Here is a 20,138-nt window from a genome sequence, read left to right on the forward strand (position 1 = left end):
GGGCGGCCCGGCAAGCCACCGGGCCAGCCCCTATTCCTGCTCCTTTTTCTCGGCATCGTCCTTCAGAAGTTCCGAAAGGGTTTTTTTACCATCTCCCTGCCGACGGTCGGACAGATCCGACGGCAGCACGGCCGGGAGCCGGCGGGCAATCCCATCTTCGTCCCTTCGGACCGCGTCGAGGATGTCATCAACGCTGATCAGATCAAGGGTTCGGCCGGGCACCAGACGGTCGCCATCAGCGCCGGCCAGTGAGAGCAGGCCACCCCGGATCAGTTTGTCACTGACGCGCCGGGTCACCGCCCCGGGGACCCGCATTTTCTGTTCCAGCTTTTCCTGCTGGGGTGCGGGCCTGCCCGCGCTGAAGGGCCTGCAGACAAGCCACATCAGGGTCAGTGCCACCTTTTCCTGAAGTTCCGGCGAAAACTGCACGTCCTGTCTCTTGGCGATGGCTCCGGGATTCTGCAGGTAAAAAGTAATGCTGGCGCCAAGGAGCAATATCAGCCAGTTAAGGTAGAGCCAGATGAGCATGATGATGCCGATGGCAAAGCTGGAATAGATGGCTGCGTACCTGGCAGAGGTGGCCACGGTGGTGGCGAAGAGAATGCTCGCCGCCTGCCATGTAATTCCAGCTATCACGCCCCCAATCAGCGCATATCTCAAATACACCCGGGTGTTGGGCATGAAGGCATAGAAGAAAGTGAAGGCGCCGCAGACGAGCAGGAAAGGCATAAGGCGGCTGAGGGTGGCGATCACGGTACCAAAAGGCTCAACCGCCGCCAGTGCCTGTACGATATCGGATGTGAGCACCGTGGCGCTGATGCCTATGGCAGACACCATCAGCAGTGGCCCTATCATGATCACACTCAGGTAATTGCTGAAGCGCTGGCCCACCGAGCGCATCTCCGGGACCTGCCAGATCATGTTAAAGGACCGTTCTATTTTCTGGACCAGCGATATGACCGTGTAAATCAGTATCACCAGACCCACCGAGCCCAGCACGCCGACCTTGATGTTGTCGACAAATTTCAATACCCGGTCCGCCATCTCGACGCCTTCCGGGCCCATGGGCTGAAAAAACTGATAAACAAACGGCTTGACGCGTTCGTGCACATCCAGCGCCTTGAGCACGGAGAAGCTCAGAGCCAGCAGAGGGACAATGCTGAGCAGCGTGGTGTACACCAGGCTCATGGCATGAAGGGTCAGATTGCCAGCAACCAGATCTCTCCCGAGTGCGTACAGGACCCGCGCCGTGGTGTATAGCCAGCTCCAGGGCCCGCGCTCCGGCGGGTTGGGGTTGGCCAGTATCCATTCTTCCGTTTTTTTGAGCCTGTCTTTTATTTCGATTGAGGGCACACGGGATCCTGTCGTGTCTGCAGATGGTTTCTGGTGGTTGTGGTCCGCGACCGGTGCATGCAACCCCTGGTCGCGCCCAGCCTGACGTCACCAGTATGGCGTATTTTCAGCAGGTGTGGGCAGTGTCCCCTGTTTTCAGCCGTTCCAGGCCGTCTGCGATAATCCCCACGATCCGCTGCCGGGCTTCACGGCTGGCCCAGGCTGAGTGCGGAGTGACGATCAGATTGGGAATATCACCGGCCAGCAGGGGGTTGCCGTTGACCGGTGGTTCTTCGGTCAACACGTCAAAGCCGGCGCCGCCCAGGCGGCCGGACCGCAGGGCGTCAGCCAGGGCCTGCTCGTCCACCAGACCGCCGCGGCTGGTATTGAGGAGAAGTGCGTCTGGCTTCATTTTCGCCAGCTCCGCCGCGCCAATCAGATTTCTTGTTTCGTCGGTCAGCAGACAGTGCAGGGAGAGCACATCCACCTGGGGCAGGAGTTCTTCCAGCGGAACCCGGGAGTAACCGTCCACTGTCCCCGCCGGCTGTCCCGGACGCGCTGCCAGCACAATGTTCATGCCGAAAGCCCTGGCCCGCTCCGCCACTCCCCGCCCCAGGTCCCCGTAACCTGCGATGCCCAGGGTCCGCCCTTCGAGTTCCATAATGGGGTGGTCCATCAGGCAGAACTGAGGGCTTTTCGCCCATCGGCCCTTCTGAACGTCCTGGTGATAATCGATAAGACGGGTGGCCAGCGCCAGCATCAGGGCCATGGTGTGCTGCGCCACGGAAGCCTGGCCATAGCGGGTGGCATTGATCACCGAGATGCCCGCCTTACGGGCTGCCTCCAGATCAATATTGTTCAGTCCTGTCGCGGTCACAGCGATGTATGCCAGTTCGGGGCTGGCATCAAAATGCTCGGTCCCAAGTACCACCTTGTTGGTGAGAACCGTATCAAAGCCGCGGATTCGCCCGGTTACCTGTTCCGGCGTTGTGCGGTCATGGAGGACCAGTTCATCCACCGTCTGGCGGATGGCAGACAGGTCGACATCGTCACCCAGGGTGGCTGCATCAAGAAAAACGGCTCTCATCAGGTTGGCTCCCGGACTGAGTGGATGTAGTCTGGTTAGAAAAGATACAGCAATTCATGCTGGCAAAGGTAGTTTGCACCGCCAGGCAAGCCCACCCCAATTTGCGGAAGGAGGCAGTTTACGATGGAGCACGAGTTCTGGCACGCCCGGTGGGCAAATAATGAGGTCGGCTTTCATGAGGGCTCCATAAACCGCTACCTTCATGATCACTGGCATGAGCTGGCATCCCGGGGCGGAGAAACCGTGTTCGTGCCGCTGTGCGGCAAGGCCCAGGATATGTGGTGGCTGTACGACCGGGGCCACCCGGTCATTGGCGTGGAACTGAGCGAAATTGCCTGCAAGGACTTTTTTGAGGAAGCGGATGCCAAAGCCACGGTCAAGCCTGGGCGGCCTTTCATCCGGTTTGTCCACGACGACCTGGAACTCTGGTGCGGGGATTTCTTCCAGCTGGTTCCCAGCGATCTGACCCATGTGCGGCTGGTGTATGATCGCGCCGCCCTGATCGCGCTACCTCCCCACATGCGCCCGGAATACGTTCAGCACCTGAACGCCATACTGCCCGACCAGGCCGCCATCCTTCTGGTGACCCTGGACTATCAGAATGACGAGATGCAGGGCCCGCCGTTCAACGTGAGTGATGCAGAAGTTCATGCTCTTTATGGCCAGGATTTCGCAATTGAGCAGGTATTGACAAACCTGCTCCCCCCGGATCACCCATTTGCGAGGCGCAAGGGCCTCAGCGGCGCTACAGAAAGTGTGTTTCGCCTGCACCGGAGAGCAGATGAGCCAGGCTGACAGCCGTCATTGCGCCACTCCCGGGTACTTTCGGTTGGGTGGAGCGGGGCCGGAACCATCCGCAGCTTTTTGTATCGGATTTGAAACAAAACGATTTAGGGACTGTCCAAGTTTTCAAGACTGGACTAAGCTGAAAATGTCCAGACCGGGATGGTCCCGAAAGGGAATTCCGGTTTTGCGAGCCTTTCCAATATCCACCCAACTATTGTGAAGTCGTCCGAAGAGACGATCCGAATCAGATCGGAGATTTTGTGTGAAACACGGCTAAATCCCAGCGAGCGAGGCGCCCCACATGAGTATTCTGCATCATTTCAAGAACCGGTATGAGGCAACACAGGAGGAAGAGTATTCCCTTGAGGAATACCTGGAGATCTGCAAAAAAGACCCATCAGCATACGCCACCGCGGCCCAGCGGATGTTAATGGCTATCGGTGAACCCGAAGAGATAGACACTTCCCGCGACCCCCGGCTTTCCAGAATTTTTTCCAACAAGGTCATCAAACGCTACCCTGAGTTCGCCGAGTTCTACGGTATGGAAGATGCGGTGGAAAACATCGTGTCCTTTTTCCGCCATGCCGCCCAGGGCCTCGAAGAGCGGAAACAGATCCTCTATCTGCTGGGGCCGGTCGGGGGAGGCAAGTCCTCTCTTGCGGAAAAGCTCAAGTTCCTGATGCAGAAGGTGCCTTTCTACGCCATCAAGGACTCCCCGGTAAATGAATCACCTCTGGGGCTGTTTGATATCCATGAGGACGGGCCCATTCTGGAGGAAGAATACGGAATTCCCACTCGCTACCTGAAAACGATCATGTCCCCCTGGGCGGTGAAGCGCCTGCACGAATTCGGCGGCGATATCGGCAAGTTCCGGGTGGTCAAACGCTACCCCTCGGTGCTGGACCAGATTGCAGTCTCCAAGACAGAACCTGGTGATGACAACAACCAGGACATCTCGGCGCTGGTAGGCAAGGTGAACATCCGCATGCTGGAGGAATATTCCCAGGACGACCCGGATGCCTACAGCTTCAGTGGCGGCCTGTGCAAGGCCAACCAGGGGCTGCTGGAATTCGTGGAGATGTTCAAGGCGCCGATCAAGGTTCTCCACCCCCTGCTGACCGCAACCCAGGAAGGTAACTACAACACCACCGAAGGCATGGGCTCGGTGCCTTTTGACGGCGTCATACTGGCGCACTCCAACGAATCCGAATGGCAGACCTTCCGCAACAACAAACACAACGAGGCCTTTCTGGACCGGGTCTACATCGTCAAGGTGCCCTACTGCCTGCGAGTGACAGAAGAAATCGACATCTACCGCAAGCTGCTCAGGGACAGCTCCCTGCACGGCGCCCCCTGCGCTCCGGACACCCTGGACATGCTGGCGCAGTTTTCGATCCTGTCACGCACGAAGGAACCGGAAAACTCCAGCATCTTCTCGAAGATGCGGGTTTACGACGGCCAGAACATCAAGGACACGGATCCCAAGGCCAAATCCATCCAGGAATACCGGGATGCAGCCGGGGTAAACGAAGGCATGGAGGGACTCTCGACCCGCTTTGCTTTCAAGATCCTGTCGCGGGTGTTCAACTTCGATTCCGCCGAAGTGGCCGCCAACCCGGTCCATCTGCTGTATGTGCTTGAGAAGCAGATCGAGCAGGAGCAGTACGCCCCCGAGGTGCAGGATCGCTATCTGCGATTCATCAAGGAGTTCCTCGCGCCCCACTATGTGGAGTTCATCGGCAAGGAGATCCAGACCGCCTATCTGGAAAGCTACAGCGAGTATGGCCAGAACCTGTTTGACCGGTACGTGACCTATGCCGACTTCTGGATCCAGGACCAGGAATACCGTGATCCGGACACCGGCGAGATTCTTGATCGCGGCTCCATCAACGAAGAGCTGGAGAAGATCGAAAAGCCGGCAGGCATCAGCAATCCCAAGGACTTCCGTAACGAGGTAGTGAACTTCGTGTTGCGGGCGCGGGCCAACAATCAGGGCCGCAACCCCTCATGGCTGAGTTACGAGAAACTGCGCGCAGTGATCGAGAAAAAGATGTTCTCGAACACGGAGGATCTGTTGCCGGTGATCTCATTCAACCCCAAGGCCAGTCAGGAAGACCAGAACAAGCACAAGCAGTTCGTTGACCGGATGGTCGATCGGGGTTATACCGAAAAGCAGGTTCGCCTGCTGGCCGAATGGTATCTGAGGGTTCGCAAGTCCCACTAAGGGAACTTGTCAGCAACCCACTGACAGACCCCTGTGCGCATGAGGGTGTGCAGGGGTCAGGTGCCGAACTGGAGCAGAGCTATGGGCATGACCCACATTGTCGACCGACGCCTTAATGGCAAGAACAAGAGCGCAGTGAACCGCGAGCGGTTCCTGCGCCGCTACCGCCACCATATCAAAAAAGCCGTTTCCGACGCCGTCCAGCGCCGCTCAATCACCGATGTTGAAGGCGGCGAAAGCGTCAGTATCCCCACAAGGGATCTCGACGAGCCGATCTTCCACCACGGCCAGGGTGGCAAGCGCGAAATGGTGCATCCGGGCAACAAAGAGTTCGTGGCCGGAGACGAACTGCCCAAACCGCCAGGCGGCGGTGGTGGCGGCCAGGGTGATGGCAAGGCCAGCCCCGACGGCGAAGGCATGGATGAATTTGCCTTCCAGATCACCCAGGATGAGTTTCTGGAATTCCTCTTTGACGACCTGGAACTGCCCAACCTCGCCCGCAAGAAACTGAGGGACACCGAGTCCTTCAAGTACGTGCGCTCAGGCTTCAGCACCCAGGGCGTGCCCGCCAAGCTGGATGTGGTGCGGTCGCTGCGCGGCGCCCACGCCCGCCGCCTGAGCCTCGGCGGAGCCCGCAAGCGCAGAATCCGGGAACTGGAAGAGCAGCTTGCTGCACTTAAAAGCGCCCCGGCGGATCTGGACCCGGCCTTCAGCCACAAGGACCAGATAGAGGTGCTGGAGGCTGAGATCGCGAAGCTGAAATCCAATCTCAAGCGCATTCCCTATATCGACGAAATCGACCTGCGATACCGCCAGCACCTCAAGCAGCCGCAACCCGCCACCAGCGCGGTCATGTTCTGCCTGATGGACGTTTCCGGTTCCATGACCCAGATGCACAAGGATATCGCAAAGCGATTTTTCATCCTGCTGTACCTGTTTCTGAAGAAAAACTACAAGCGCATCGATGTGGTATTCATCCGGCACCATACCAGCGCCAAGGAAGTGGACGAGGAAGAGTTTTTCTACTCCAGGGAGACGGGCGGCACCATCGTTTCCAGCGCCCTCAAACTGATGGACAAGATTGTCAGGGCCCGTTACTCCCCCGCAGAGTGGAACATCTACGCCGCCCAGGCCTCGGATGGGGACAACTGGAATGACGATTCCCCTGTCTGCAGCAAGATCCTGTCGGAACAGATACTCCCTCTGGTGCAGTACTACTCCTATGTGGAAATCACGCCGCAGGATCACCAGATGCTGTGGTATGAATACGAGAAGGTAATGGCGGAGAATCCCAGCAGCTTTGCCATGCAGCAGATTGCGGACCCGAGTGAAATCTACCCGGTGTTCCGGCAGCTATTCGAGAGGAGAGCCGCATGACCGATACCATGGACCGCCCCAATGCAGTCCAACCCATCTCCACGGGATCGGAATGGACCTTTGACCTGATCCGGCAGTACGACGAGGAGATTGCGAAGTGCGCCGCCGAGTTCGGGCTGGACACCTACCCCAATCAGGTGGAAGTAATCAGCGCTGAACAGATGATGGACGCCTACAGTTCCGTGGGCATGCCGGTGGGCTACAACCACTGGTCCTTCGGCAAGCAGTTTCTCAACACCTCTCAGGGCTATCAGCGGGGCCAGATGGGGCTGGCCTACGAAATAGTGATCAACTCCGACCCCTGCATTGCCTATCTTATGGAAGAGAACACCCTGCCCATGCAGGCACTGGTCATTGCCCACGCCTCCTACGGACACAATTCGTTCTTCAAGGGCAACTATCTGTTCCGCACCTGGACTGACGCCAGCGCCATTATTGACTATCTGGTGTTTGCCCGGAATTACGTGGCCCAGTGCGAGGAACGCCATGGGGTGGACGCGGTGGAACAGATTCTGGATTCCTGCCACGCACTTATGAACTACGGGGTAGACCGCTACAAGCGACCCTCACCCATCTCGGCATTCGAAGAGCAGCGCCGCCAGCAGGACCGGGAGGAATACCAGCAGCGCAGACTCAATGACCTATGGCGCACCATCCCGAAAATGAGCAGTGACGAGGAAGAAGAGGCCAGGCGCAAGACCCGCTACCCGGAAGAGCCCCAGGAAAACCTGCTCTACTTCATCGAGAAAAACGGGCCGCTGCTGGAAACCTGGCAACGGGAAATCATCCGCATTGTCCGCAAGCTGGCCCAGTACTTCTACCCCCAGCGCCAGACCCAGGTGATGAACGAGGGCTGGGCCAGTTTCTGGCACTACACCCTGCTGCACCGGATGTACGAGAAAGGCCTGGTCACTGACGGCTTCATGCTGGAATTCCTGCAGAGTCATACCGCGGTGGTCTACCAGCCGCCGTTCGACAGCCCCTGGTATTCCGGCATCAACCCCTACACTCTGGGATTTTCCATCTACACGGACCTGCGCCGGATCTGTGAAAACCCAACCGAAGAGGACAGGCACTGGTTTCCGGACATTGCCGGCAGCGACTGGGTGGAGACCCTCCACTTTGCCATGAAGAACTTCAAGGACGAGAGCTTCATTCATCAATTCCTGTCCCCAAAGGTGATGCGGGATCTGAAACTCTTCGCCATCTCGGACGACGACCAGGAGGAGGTCTACCGGATTACCGCCATCCATGACGAATCCGGCTATCGGATGCTGCGGGAAAAGCTGGCCCGACAGTACAACCTGAGCTTCCGCGAACCCAACCTGCAGGTATGGAACGTGGACGTCCGTGGCGACCGTTCCCTGACCCTTCGCCACATCCCCGTCGATGGCATCCCCATGGGCGAGGCCACCGGTGAAGTACTTCGGCACGTGCACAGGCTCTGGGGGTTTGACGTCCACCTGGAGACCGTGGACGATGAAGGAGTCACGGGAGAGTTTCACTGTCCGCCCCTCGATGAGCGGTAAAAACACAGTCAAATCGGAGAAACAGGGAGGTTCACGTGACCAGGACACGAGGTCACCTTCGTATAGGCACATCCGGCTATCAATACAGTCACTGGAAAGAGCGCTTTTATCCGGCGGACCTGCCACAGAAGGCATGGTTCGGCTATTACGCCGAGCATTTCGACACGGTGGAAATCAACAACACCTTCTATAATCTGCCAAAGGCTTCCACCTTCGAACAGTGGCAGGACAGTGCGCCGCGGGGCTTTGAATACAGCCTCAAGTTCAGCCGCTACGGCAGCCACATGAAGCGGCTGAAAGATCCGGCACAGACCATACCCGCCTTTCTGGACGTAGCAGAGAAACTCGGTTCCAGCCTGGGGCCTGTCCTCGTCCAGCTGCCGCCCAAGTGGCATCGCGACCCCGGGCGGCTGGAAGAATTTCTGGCGGAGGCACCGGACCGGCATCGGTGGGTGATCGAGGTACGGGATCCGGACTGGCTCCATGACGACATCTACGAAATACTCAGGTCCCACCGTACGGCACTGTGCATCCATGACATGATTGAAGACCACCCCCGGGTCCTTACCACCGACTGGATCTATCTCCGGTTTCATGGCGAACACTATACCGGGAGCTACACCAGCCAGTTTCTGACGGCGGAGGCCGACCGGATCGTCAACGAGCTGCAGGACGGCTGTGACGTCTACGCCTACTTCAATAATGACGAGGAAGGCCATGCAGTCCACAACGCCCTGGATCTCAGACGCTATGTGGAGTACCGGCTCTGATATGCCCCCGGAGCATGCCGCTGGCCATAACCTGATGCCCGCCACCGTGGAAACCGGAGCATTATGCCCTCTTGATACGCCCCGTTTCCTCTGCGATGAAATGCTGCAGGGCCTCGGGGAGTGGCTGCGGGTGGCAGGCTACGATACCCGCCTGCCCGAAACCGGAACTGAGGACAGGGACGTGCTGGCCATGGCCGTGGCGGAAAACCGCTGGCTGGTTACACGGGACCGGGCCCTTGCCCTGCACCGGGATGGCCCGCTGTATGTGCTTCTGCTCGAAAGTGGCGGGCAGGATGCCTGCATCCGGGAACTGACCGGCAAACTCAACCTGGACTGGCTTCATGCGCCCTTTTCCCGCTGCAAACGCTGCAACACTCCCTTCCGGGAGGGGCCGCTTCCGGGCTCTTCGGCTTCACCGGAATCCAGCCCGCAGACACTGCTCCACTGTACCCAATGCCATCAGACCTTCTGGAAAGGGAGCCATGTGCGGCGCATGCGTGAAAAGCTCAGGGAATTCAACCGCTGGCGGAGGACGGAGTAGCCAACGAAGAGCGTCCGGAGACGGCTGAAACAGGCGATCTGTCAAACAGTGTCACACTTACCCTCACGCAACCAAATTACTACATTCCGGGCGTAAAATGTCGTGATATTCTCAGGGCCAAATGACTAACAACTGGCGTTCATGATTCTCAAACCTGCCCAGAAGCTATTATCAAGACTCAGTTATGCTCGCAAGTTTTTGCTGGTATACAGTCTTTTTACCGTGCCTTTTCTGGTGCTGTCCTACCAGGTCGTCAAAACCGACTACGAACAGATGCACCTGGTTTCTCGAGTACAGGAAAATCTCCAGAGCCTTCGCAGCATTACGGTTTTTCTCCATCATCTTGAACTGCTGCGGGATCTCACCCCCCTTCGCATCGCAGCACCGGAATCACCGGGTATCGAGTCACAGTATGAGGAATCCCGCCGGCAGGTTCTTTCCCATCTGGATCAGCTGGAAGACTACGAGTTCGGCTCCGGCGGTTACCTCAGCGAGGTCCGCAGCAGCCTTTCGGACTCCACGCCCGCCGCCCCCGGCTCCGAGCTTTTCAGCATCGACAATGTGTTTGCAAACGCCAACCAGCTGGTTCTCTCGGGCTATGAATGGCGTTACCAGGTTGCCGCCCGCGGCGGGCTGTTCAGTGTGAGCAACCGACAGCTGGAGTCCATATCAGCGATCCTGATGAATACCCTGCCCCGGGCCATGGAAGAGGCGGGCAAGGCAAGGAGCTATGGCTCATGGTTTCTTTACCGCAAACATGTCGACCCCGGATCAGTCTTCCTGATTGATCAGACCTGGAAAGGCCTGGATTCCATGATTCGCCAGCTGGATACCACTGGTTCCTCCGACGGAGCGACTTACGGGGCAACAGCTGATCGGCTCCGGAAACTTCTGGAAGATATTCAGCTCCACTTCGATGACAGGCTGATCCAGGTACTTGAACTGAACACCAGCTGGCAGGATTTCTTTGCCACAACCAGCAGCAGGATCAATCAGGTTCAGGCCCTGACCTATTCCCTGTATGATTCCATCAGCACCAGCATAGACGCCGACCTGCAGGAAAAGCGGCAATCCCTTTTTCTTCACAGCTCTGCCATTCTGCTGGTGCTGGCCGGCATCGCTTACCTCTTTGCCGGTTTTTACCGGTCGGTCCGCACCGCGATTGACTCCCTGTCAGAAGGCGCCGGCAACGTGGCCCTTGGCAAATATGATCAGGCCATCACGGCGGACACCCGCGACGAACTGAGCCAGCTTGCGGCATCCATGGACAATATGCGTCTGAAATTAAAGGACCGTGAAGATCAGCTGCGGGATTTCGGTTCCAGGGACGGTCTTACCGGCCTGCGCAACCGCCGCCACTTTGACGCCGCTCTGCAGGAAGCCATCAGCCTGGCAAACAGGGAGAACTGCTGGCTGGCACTGATTCTGGTGGACCTGGATTTCTTCAAGAAACTCAACGATGAACACGGGCACCAGGCAGGGGACGCAGCGCTAAGGCACGTAGCGACGCTGTTCGAGGAAGTTTTCAGAAAACGGCAGGATCTGATTGCCCGCTATGGGGGCGAAGAGTTCGGAATCATCATCGTGGATGCGGCGCCCTCACTGGTTGCCGCGCGTGCGGAAGAGCTTCGTACGCTCATCGCCGCCAGCCCGGTAATATTCGAGGACACCGAACTCTCCATTTCAGCGAGTATTGGCGTGACAACCCGGGTCCCATCGGATCGAACATCGCCGGAAAAGCTTATCGCAGAGGCGGATTCAGCCCTCTATCGTGCAAAATCCCTTGGCAGAAACAGAGTGGAACAATGGTCAGAACCGGGGCGTTAGTCCGTCTGTACATCATGGGCCTCGCCTTTGTCGTGAGCCTCACCTTGCCCGCCCTGGCCCTGGCGTCAGAACAGGCACTTACGCCCTTTGGCAGCCCGGCGGCCGGCAATGCGGAGGGCACCATTCCGCGCTGGGAGGGCGGAATTAAAGCGATCCCCGAGGATTACGAACGAAAGCAGCTTCACTCGGATCCTTTCCCTCAGGATCGGCCGGTCTCGGTTATCACTCCGGAGAATTTTCGAAAGCACGGGGCACGACTCACCCCCGGCCAGCAGCGGCTTTTTGAATCCTACCCTGGCACCTTTCGCATGGACATCTATCCATCCAGACGCTCCCATGCCCTCCCGCAATGGGTGAACGAAGGCACCCGGAACAATGCCCGGAACGCAATGCTGGGGAAAGAGGGCAATTCGGTGGAAAATCTTGGGCCGGGCACGCCTTTTCCCCACGCCCGCACAGGGGTCGAGGTAATCTGGAATCATCTCAACCGTTTTCGCGGCAGTTTTATCCAGGTTACCGACACGGAAAGCAGCGTTTTTCCGGGTCACCAGGTTTCCTACCGGATGAGCCACGAAGTTGCCTTTCCGCCCTACGCACGTGACTCCGAAGTCGGCGGCGCCAACAACATTCTGCTCTATTACACTTCGTTTCTGCTATCACCTCCGACCCATGCCGGCGGAGGATTCCTCGTTGTCGACTTCCTTGACCAACAGATTCAGCCGAGACTGGTATGGACTTATGACCCGGGCAGCCGGCGTGTTCAACGGCTGGCCAGCACTACTCACGACAGCGTGGCGAGCCTGGCGGAAAACCTGCGGCTTGTCGAAGATACGGACATGTTCAACGGCTCTCCAGGCGCCTACGACTGGCGGGATCTTGGGGTTCGCGAGGCCTGGATTCCATACAACAATTACCGGTTGCCGCTGGCCAGGTTCAGCGATCTTCTCACCCCCTTTCACCTGAATCCTGACCATGTCCGCTGGGAACTCCACCGGGTCCGGGTCGTTGAAGGGACGGCAAAGGCAGGCTCGCAGCCTGTTTATTCAAAAAAAATAGCCTACGTGGACGAGGACAGCTGGGGCATAGCGATGATGGAAAACTACGACCGGGAGGGCGCCCTCTGGCGGCTTGGCGTGTCCCACCCCCTCAATTTTTACGAGGTCCCCATGACATTCAGCGTGGCCGACGTGGTGCATGATTTCCGCGAGCGTGCCTACAACGCCAGGAACCTGCTTAATGAGGAACCAACGGCAGGGGAATACGACCTTCCCATTCCCGAGGCCGGTTATTTCCAGCCTGCAAGGCTGCGCCAGCGAGCCGTGCGCTGATCACCACGAAACGGCCCGCGCACCTGGATATTTTGCTAGACGGAATTCTTTTCCAGGAATTCCGCCAGTGCCACTGCATTGTTGTGTTCCGTCTCCCTGCTCCCGAACAGCAGCGTCACGGTCTCATTTTCCTTTACACATGACTTGAGTTCCTCCAGGTCGTCCGGCTGCTCTTCCTTCAGCTCCTCCCTGTAACGCTTGCGGAATTCCGGCCACTTGTCCGGGTCATGGCTGAACCATTTGCGAAGATCGGACGACGGTGCCACCTCCTTGAACCAGTGGTCCACAGCCGCGTCCTCCTTTGACAAACCCCTGGGCCAGATACGGTCCACCAGTATTCTCACTCCGTCGTTTTCGTCCTTCCCGTTGTATACGCGTTTTACATTGATGGTGGTCATAACCTTGAGTCTCCTTTTCTCCGGGTCACTGAACCGTTTTTATCAGCATCTCCAGCCCATCCACAACCCAGGGCACAATAATCGCTGTAGCAAAAGCCGACAGCGCCATGGCGAGGCCGGAAAAGGCGCCCATCTGGGGGCTCACCTGGAACGCTCTTGCAGTACCAATGCCATGAGCGGCCACCCCCATGGCGATGCCTTTCACGCTGTCATCCCGGATTCCCATTATGCTGAACAGCCTGGTGCCGAGTACCGCACCCACTATGCCGGTTACAACCACCAGCACCGCAGTCAGGGATGGCAGGCCGCCGATGTTTTCAGAGATGCCCATGGCCACCGGTGCCGTCGCCGACTTTGGCGCCAGAGACATCTGGATCTCGAACGAGCCGCCCAGAAGCCAGGCGAGACCAATGGAGCTGCTGGCCGCAATGAACACACCGCAGATCAACGCTATGGTTACCGGCAGCCAGAGCTGACGGAGCCTGGAGAACTGCTGGTAAAGGGGGATCGCCAGCGCAACAGTGGCTGGCCCCAGCAGAAAGTGGACGAACTGCCCCCCCTCGAAGTAGTCCTCGTAGGCGGTGTCGGTCACCAGCAGCAAACCGATCAGCATCACCACCGACGTAACCACCGGGTTTGCCAGAGGGCTGGAGTCGGTGAACAGGTACAGTCGGTAGGCCAGGCCATAGGCGATCAGGGTCACGGTAAGACCGAGCAGTGGTGTAGCCGAGAGATAGACCCAGATATCCGTGAGGTCGGGTTCAGTCATGCTGGTTCCCCCGCCTTGCGAGCACACGCCCGGAAAGCTGCATGATGCCTGCGGTTGCCGCCATGGTTATGAGAGTACTCACCACCAGGACCACCACTATGGGCAGCCACTCGTCGGCAATGCGTCCGAAGTGAACCATCATCCCCACACCGGCGGGCACGAACAGCAGGGAAAGATGACTCAGTAGCGCAGTGGAGGCAGTATCCACAGATTCCGGGGCTTTGCCGCGAAGCATCAGCGTCAGAAACAGCATTAACATGCCGAGTACCGGACCGGGGACCGGAAGGTTCAGAAGGCGGACGGCGATCTCCCCCACCAGCTGGTAAACCAGAAGAAAGGTTATTCCGTTCAGAAAATTCATGATAAGCCACCCGCTCGTGAATACCCGATGACCCGCTACGCCAGAAACTGGAGAGCCGGGTACCATCACATTAGCAAAATATGAAGGCGGGTTATGACTTCTTTGACGAGCCCACGGGGCCATATTGCTGGTTTCGAGTTGGGCGGTCTGAAAAAGATATTGACGCTGGCCCGTCCTGCCGTCGAAATCCCGCGACTATCCCGGTAGGCTATCAGGCCGGGATGCCCGGCTAGTTAACGGGCCACGCCAGGAACGCTTATCCGGAAAAGGAGTCCGCTAACAATGACAGTCAATACTCGCAGTTCCAGCTCTCGATCAGCAATCGCTCTCACGGCCCTCAGCCTCTTTGCCCTGCTTGTCCAGGGCTGCGCCGGTGGCGCTGTCACCGGCTCGGTCTATGCGGTTTCAGGTGCAGCCGCAGCCAAGCTCCACCAGGCCCGGCAGGAATTCCGGGAAGACCTGAACGAGGACTATGCCAGTTACCAGGCGCTTTTTTCAGCATCGGAATGTGACCCGGCGGAATATCAGATCAGCCCGGAAATCCTGGAATACCTGCGGGACACCGCGCCCCATGAAGATGGCTATGCCGAAGCCCAGGACATCCTGCTTGAGACATACCGCGACCCCACACTGTCAAGGAACGTGCGAGCTCATGCCCTGTATGTAGCTGCGCTTACTGAAGCTGAAAAAAAGGGGGGTTCCAGGGAGCAGGCCAGAGAGTACCTCAAACAGGTAAAGCGGGAGTTCCCCGGCACCCACGACTGTGCCGTGGACACGCTGCTGGAGAAAGGTCACAGGATCGATTACTGACACGCCGGGGTTTCCCCGGGGGGAAAACATGTGTGCCTTTAAAGATATCGGCTCGACCAGGCCACCAGCATATCCGCAACATATTCCGCGTCCTCGGCCTTTGAAAGCAGATGGTCGGCAGTATCCAGGGAAATAAAGCTCTTGGGATGCCTGGCAGCCTGATAGATGGTTGCCGCTTCACTGATGTTCACAATCTGGTCGACAGGCGAATGGAAAATGATCAGCGCCTTGCGCAGGTTGCCGATATGATCCGGCGTGTTCCACTGCTTCAGATCTTCCAGCATCTGTGACTTCACATTGAAACGGCGGCCGGCGAGAGTCACCTCGGCCTCGCCTGTCTCGCGAATTTCGCTGGCCCGCTCATCAAACAGATGCCGGACGTGATGTGCGGTCGCCGGAGCCGCAATGGTCGCAACCGCCTCAACCGATGGCATACGCTGGGCCGCCGCCAGTACCGCAGCTCCTCCCAGGCTGTGGCCAATGATGATTCGGGGCGCATGGTAATGCTCTTCAAGGAATTCGCCGGCTGCCAGCAGATCCTCGATGTTTGAAGAGAAATTGGTGTTGGCAAAATCCCCATCGCTGCTGCCCAGGCCGGTGAAATCGAAACGCAGGACGCCAATCCCATGTTTTGCGAGGGCCCGTGCGATGCGCGAGGCCGCGACAATGTCCTTGCCGCAGGTAAAACAGTGAGCAAACAGAGCCATTGCCCGTGGATTTTTCTGATCCGGCATTTCCAGCAGACCGGCCAGGTTATGGCCCAGCGCGTTTTCAAATTCCACTCTGGATTTTGTCATGGTGCTTTTCCTTCGAGAAAGAGATTATTTGCGATACCGGCTTTCATACCACTCCTGGGTGCCCAGGCTGCTGACTACGAGGGCACATCCAGCCAAAACCCCCGACTGTAAACAGGTTGACAGCCCTCGCCGGATCCCAGAGCCTACACTCAGCCATAACGATTCATGTCAGCGACCCTGTAACAACCTGCACCAGAGAGGCCCGGAATGTCATCACAACTCGCCATCCCTTCCAGAAAAGACAGCGTCAGCGCCGAAGAGTGGCAGCTGCGGGTGGATCTTGCCGCGGCTTACCGCCTGATTGCCCTACATGGCTGGGACGACCTGATTTTTACACATCTGTCGGCGCGGATCCCTGGTGATGAACATCATTTTCTGATCAACCCCTACGGCATGATGTTTGAGGAAATCACTACATCCAGCCTGGTGCGGGTCGATCAGGAGGGCAACAAGCTGAACCCTGATGATTTCGACATCAACCCAGCTGGTTTTAACATCCACAGCGCCATTCATGACGTGCGGGAAGACGCCCTCTGTGTCATGCACACCCACACTATTGCCGGTGTCGCGGTCTCGGCCCAGCAGGAAGGTCTGCAGGCCCTCTCCCAGCAGAGCCTGTTTCCGCTGGCCAGCCTCGCTTACCACGACTACGAAGGGGTGGCTCTGCGTGAAGATGAGAAGGCGAGACTGCAGAAAGACCTGGGCAATGCCAGCTTCATGATCCTGCGCAATCACGGATTGCTCACCGTCGGCAGCAGCATTGCCGATGCCTTTCTGGGCATGTTCATCCTGCAGCGGGCCTGCGAGATCCAGGTCAGCGCCCTGGCGGGTAACCGCCCACTGACGCCGATTCCTGCCGGCATTGTTGACTCCATCAAACAGCAGGCAGCCCAGGTCACCCGTGGCATGGGGGGCGCTCTGGCCTGGCCCGGCCTGCTGCGCAAACTCGACCGCATCGACCCCAGCTTCCGCCAGTAACTGCGGGCCGCGCCTTGAAGTTCGGGCCGGGCAGAAAACCTTACCCTGGACTACTTTAAACCCATGCTGCGGGGGATTTTTGTCAACTCCGCCAGTCGCTCTGCCCTGGAGGATGAGCGAGTAACCAGGCGGACCATATCGGAGTCCGCCTCCAGAAAAACAAAAAGGTTCTGACCCATGATTGCGAATATTGGCCTGCTGGCTGGCCTGGTTCTGCTTATCGTCATGGCGCTGCGGGGCGTCAACATCCTTGTGGCGGCTCTGGTGGCCAGCCTGGTGGTGGCAGTAACCAACGACATGGGCTTCTCCAAAGCCCTGCTGCAATACTTCCCGTTTGGCCCCCTGGGGGCCTTCAGTTTTGCCGGAAAATTCTTCGTGCTGTTCCTCACCGGCGCCATTTTCGGCAAGATGATGGCCGCCAGCGGCGCTGCCGGCTCCATCGCCAGTTCAGTAACCCACTGGCTCGGAGCCAGGCGCACCCTCCTCGTTACCATTCTGGTCTGCGCCATGCTGACCTACGGCGGTGTAGTAGTGTTCGTGGTGATCTTCACCATGTACCCGCTGGGGGTGGCGCTGATGCGGGAGGCCAACCTGCCCAAGCGACTGTTCTGCGGCGCCACCGCGCTGGGTGCCGGCACGTTTACCATGACTGCCCTTCCGGGCACCCCCTCCATCCACAACGTCATTGCCGCCTCCGCCCTGGGCACGGACCTGTTTGCCGGCGCCATTATTGGTATTGCCGCGGCGGTGGTGATGTTTGGCCTCGGGTTGCTCTACCTGGAGCGGGAGTGGGACAAGGCCCGGGCGTCTGGCGAAGGCTATGAATCCAATACCCAGGATGCCGGCATGGAAAAACTGGCGCCGGCCCTGGAGCACGGCCCGAGCTGGAAACCCAGCATCCTGCCGCCGGTGATCGTGCTATCCACCATCATCGTGCCCCGCTTGCTGCTGGCCCTTGATGCCGTGGATGCTGACACGACTCTGATCGGCCCTCTGGTCACTTTCGCCAACCAGGAGCCCATCATCTGGCCGAGTTTCGCCCTGGTGCTGGGTGCTGTCAGCTGTGTGCTGCTGTTTGCGGGTTTTCGCAGCAAAGCTCTTCAGAGTCTTGGCTCAGGAGCTGATGACGCCATCATGCCGCTGCTGAACACAGCTGCGGTTATCGGCTTTGGCGGAGTGGTTACCCAGACCGCGGGTTTTGGCGTCTTTTCCCAGGCCGTACTGGACCTTCCGCTGCCTCCGCTGCTGTCGGCGTTCGCCTCCGTCAGCGTGGTTTCCGCTATCGTGGGATCCGGCTCAGGGGGCCTGCAGATTTTCATGCAAACCTTTGCGGAAAATTATCTGGCCCTGGGAGTGGAGCCGGAAACCCTGCATCGTATTGCGACGCTGGGGGCCGGTGGTCTGGATTCCCTGCCCCACTGTGGCGCGGTCATTGCCATGCTCACCATCATGGGCCTCAAGCACCGTGAAGCCTACAGAGACATTTTTGTAGTCACCGTCGCAATTCCGGTGGTAGCCACCCTGGTGGCGATCGGAATTGCCACGATCATGTGATGCAGGACCCAGTGAGGGCAGGCGGGGAACAGTAAGGCGTGTAAACACCGACATCTTGCGTATACTTGCATCCTGCAACCTGTCACGAACAAACCCGGACCATGGAGGTCCGTCAGGCAAGAGGAACATCATGAAACGCATCGGTACTCTGGATGCATCCTGGCTCGCGGTGGAATCGGAAGATACGCCGATGCATGTGGGCAACCTGCAGATTTTTTCGCTTCCCGAGAATGCTCCGGACACTTTTCTACGGGATATGCTGAACCGGATGAAAGCCGACTTCGAGGTGGCCAGACCCTGGTGTTACAGGCTGGTCCGGCCAGGCATGCTGGGACGACTCCTTGTGCCCGCATGGAAGGTGGACAAGAATATCGATCTGGATTATCACGTTCGCCACTCGGCCCTGCCGCGGCCCGGCAGCGAACGTGAGCTGGGCATCCTGGTCTCCCGCCTGCATTCAAATCCGCTGGATTTTTCCCGTCCCCTCTGGGAATGCCACATTATTGAGGGACTGGAAAACAACCGGTTTGCCCTCTACACCAAGATGCATCATTCCATGATTGACGGTATCAGCGGTGTACGATTGATGCAGCGGGTGCTGAGTGTCGATCCCGAAGAACGGAACATGCTGCCACCCTGGGCGATCCGCCCCCAGAGTACCCGGGCCAGCAAATCCGACCGGGAGCCGAGCATCCCCGGAGCCATCTCCCATGCCATGGAAGCCCTCAAGATCCAGGCCGACACGGCGCCGCGCCTGATCAGTGCCATGACCCGGCTGGTGCAATCTGCCCGTCATCCCGAAGACGACCTGACCGCCCCTTTCTCCGGTCCCACCTCGGTGCTCAATGGCCGGGTCACCGGTCAGCGTCGCTTCGCAACCCAGCATTACGAGCTCTCCCGGCTCAAGGACATGGCCAAACTGGCAGACGCCTCCCTCAATGACATAGTTCTGTACCTGAGCGGAACCGCTTTGCGGCGTTTTCTGATTGAACAGAACAGCCTGCCGAAAATTCCTCTCACAGCGGGCATACCGGTGAATATCCGGCCGGCCGACGACGAGGAACTGGGTACGGCAATCAGCTTCATGATTGCCTCTCTTGCCACCGACGAAGCCAACCCCATGGCAAGGCTTGAACAGATCAAGCACTCGACCCGGAGGGCAAAGGAACACCTGCAGACTCTGCCTCGCAGCGCTCTCAATCAGTACACCATGCTGCTGATGTCGCCTTACATTCTGCAGTTGATGTCAGGTCTGGGCGGGCGCATGAGGCCAGTATTCAACGTCACCATTTCCAATGTGCCCGGCCCTGAGCGGGAGCTTTATTACGAAGGCGCAAAGCTGGAAGCCATGTACCCGGTGTCGTTGATCGCCCACGGGGGCGCTCTCAACATCACCTGCCTGAGTTATGCCGGCTCCATGAACTTCGGTTTTACCGGCTGCCGGGACACGCTCCCCAGCATGCAGCGCCTGGCGGTCTACACCGGTGAGGCTCTGGATGAGCTGGAGAAACTTCTCAGGCCAAAGCCCGCGCTGCGGAAGAAACCAGCGGCAAAACCCCGGGCCAAACCCGGGCCAAAACCCAGGGCACCTTCTGCCAGCAAAAAGCCGTCGTGACTGGCCGGAAAGCAGGTGTGACCTGACCTGCCTTCCGGACTTTCAGCAACTGAAA

At 58.3% G+C, this 20,138-nt stretch carries 18 protein-coding genes; 12 read left to right on the forward strand and 6 right to left on the reverse strand.

Annotation, left to right across the window (positions count from 1 at the left end):
• Window positions 1-30 precede the first annotated feature (30 nt).
• Both LG327_RS00330 and LG327_RS00335 read right to left on the reverse strand, forming a co-directional pair.
• A complete protein-coding gene (locus LG327_RS00330) occupies window positions 31-1,353 on the reverse strand; it encodes a YihY/virulence factor BrkB family protein (protein WP_404364640.1) in 1,323 nt (440 codons plus the stop codon).
• Window positions 1,354-1,459: 106 nt separating this feature from the next.
• The gene (locus LG327_RS00335; protein ID WP_404364642.1) at window positions 1,460-2,419 is read right to left on the reverse strand and encodes a 2-hydroxyacid dehydrogenase; all 960 of its coding nucleotides are present in this window, start codon (window positions 2,417-2,419) and stop codon (window positions 1,460-1,462) included.
• 123 nt (window positions 2,420-2,542) lie between these two features.
• On the opposite strand from LG327_RS00335, the gene tmpT reads away from it, so the two are divergent.
• From tmpT to LG327_RS00375, 8 genes are all read left to right on the forward strand, one after another.
• A complete protein-coding gene (tmpT, locus tag LG327_RS00340; RefSeq protein ID WP_404364644.1) occupies window positions 2,543-3,214 on the forward strand; it encodes a thiopurine S-methyltransferase in 672 nt (223 codons plus the stop codon).
• A 292-nt stretch (window positions 3,215-3,506) separates the two neighbouring features.
• Entirely contained in the window at window positions 3,507-5,429 is a 1,923-nt protein-coding gene (locus tag LG327_RS00345) for a PrkA family serine protein kinase (RefSeq protein WP_404364646.1), read from the forward strand.
• Window positions 5,430-5,516: 87 nt separating this feature from the next.
• Window positions 5,517-6,806 (forward strand): YeaH/YhbH family protein, encoded by a 1,290-nt coding sequence (locus tag LG327_RS00350; RefSeq protein ID WP_404369556.1) that lies wholly within the window; start codon window positions 5,517-5,519, stop codon window positions 6,804-6,806.
• Window positions 6,803-8,335 carry a SpoVR family protein gene (locus LG327_RS00355; protein ID WP_404364648.1) on the forward strand — a complete coding sequence of 511 codons (1,533 nt, stop codon included), beginning with the start codon at window positions 6,803-6,805 and terminating at the stop codon, window positions 8,333-8,335. The genes LG327_RS00350 and LG327_RS00355 overlap by 4 nt, the downstream gene beginning before the upstream one ends.
• Before the next feature lie 35 nt (window positions 8,336-8,370).
• A complete protein-coding gene (locus LG327_RS00360) occupies window positions 8,371-9,105 on the forward strand; it encodes a DUF72 domain-containing protein (RefSeq protein WP_404364650.1) in 735 nt (244 codons plus the stop codon).
• Between the two features lies 1 nt (window position 9,106).
• Window positions 9,107-9,646, forward strand: a complete 540-nt coding sequence (locus tag LG327_RS00365; RefSeq protein ID WP_404364652.1) for a Mut7-C RNAse domain-containing protein — start codon at window positions 9,107-9,109, stop codon at window positions 9,644-9,646.
• Between the two features lie 141 nt (window positions 9,647-9,787).
• A complete protein-coding gene (locus LG327_RS00370; protein ID WP_404364654.1) occupies window positions 9,788-11,473 on the forward strand; it encodes a diguanylate cyclase in 1,686 nt (561 codons plus the stop codon).
• Entirely contained in the window at window positions 11,452-12,801 is a 1,350-nt protein-coding gene (locus LG327_RS00375) for a DUF1329 domain-containing protein (RefSeq protein ID WP_404364656.1), read from the forward strand. Before LG327_RS00370 ends, LG327_RS00375 begins: the two co-directional genes overlap by 22 nt.
• A gap of 35 nt (window positions 12,802-12,836) precedes the next feature.
• On the opposite strand, the gene LG327_RS00380 is transcribed toward LG327_RS00375, so the two are convergent.
• Genes LG327_RS00380 through LG327_RS00390 form a run of 3 tightly spaced genes read right to left on the reverse strand, consistent with a single transcriptional unit; the run spans window position 12,837 to window position 14,329 of the window.
• Window positions 12,837-13,199 (reverse strand): DUF488 domain-containing protein, encoded by a 363-nt coding sequence (locus LG327_RS00380; RefSeq protein WP_404364658.1) that lies wholly within the window; start codon window positions 13,197-13,199, stop codon window positions 12,837-12,839.
• A 25-nt stretch (window positions 13,200-13,224) separates the two neighbouring features.
• Window positions 13,225-13,968, reverse strand: a complete 744-nt coding sequence (locus LG327_RS00385) for an LrgB family protein (protein WP_404364659.1) — start codon at window positions 13,966-13,968, stop codon at window positions 13,225-13,227.
• On the reverse strand, window positions 13,961-14,329 hold the full coding sequence (locus tag LG327_RS00390; protein WP_404364661.1) for a CidA/LrgA family protein: 369 nt from the start codon (window positions 14,327-14,329) through the stop codon (window positions 13,961-13,963). Before LG327_RS00390 ends, LG327_RS00385 begins: the two co-directional genes overlap by 8 nt.
• A gap of 282 nt (window positions 14,330-14,611) precedes the next feature.
• On the opposite strand from LG327_RS00390, the gene LG327_RS00395 reads away from it, so the two are divergent.
• Window positions 14,612-15,139, forward strand: coding sequence for a hypothetical protein (locus LG327_RS00395; RefSeq protein WP_404364663.1), 528 nt, complete (start codon window positions 14,612-14,614; stop codon window positions 15,137-15,139).
• 38 nt (window positions 15,140-15,177) lie between these two features.
• Here the strand turns inward: LG327_RS00395 and LG327_RS00400 are convergent, their stop codons facing one another.
• Window positions 15,178-15,936, reverse strand: a complete 759-nt coding sequence (locus LG327_RS00400; protein ID WP_404364665.1) for an alpha/beta hydrolase family protein — start codon at window positions 15,934-15,936, stop codon at window positions 15,178-15,180.
• Between the two features lie 207 nt (window positions 15,937-16,143).
• Between LG327_RS00400 and LG327_RS00405 the strand changes: the two genes are divergently transcribed.
• The 3 genes from LG327_RS00405 to LG327_RS00415 all read left to right on the forward strand — a co-directional run bounded on the left by LG327_RS00405 (window position 16,144) and on the right by LG327_RS00415 (window position 20,083).
• Window positions 16,144-16,914: a class II aldolase/adducin family protein gene (locus LG327_RS00405; protein ID WP_404364667.1), complete on the forward strand. Its 771-nt coding sequence runs from the start codon at window positions 16,144-16,146 to the stop codon at window positions 16,912-16,914.
• A gap of 177 nt (window positions 16,915-17,091) precedes the next feature.
• On the forward strand, window positions 17,092-18,468 hold the full coding sequence (locus tag LG327_RS00410) for a GntP family permease (RefSeq protein ID WP_404364669.1): 1,377 nt from the start codon (window positions 17,092-17,094) through the stop codon (window positions 18,466-18,468).
• Window positions 18,469-18,598: 130 nt separating this feature from the next.
• Window positions 18,599-20,083 (forward strand): wax ester/triacylglycerol synthase family O-acyltransferase, encoded by a 1,485-nt coding sequence (locus LG327_RS00415; protein WP_404364670.1) that lies wholly within the window; start codon window positions 18,599-18,601, stop codon window positions 20,081-20,083.
• Window positions 20,084-20,138 lie beyond the last annotated feature (55 nt).

Source organism: Marinobacter sp., from assembly GCF_044799475.1.
Taxonomy (GTDB): domain Bacteria; phylum Pseudomonadota; class Gammaproteobacteria; order Pseudomonadales; family Oleiphilaceae; genus Marinobacter.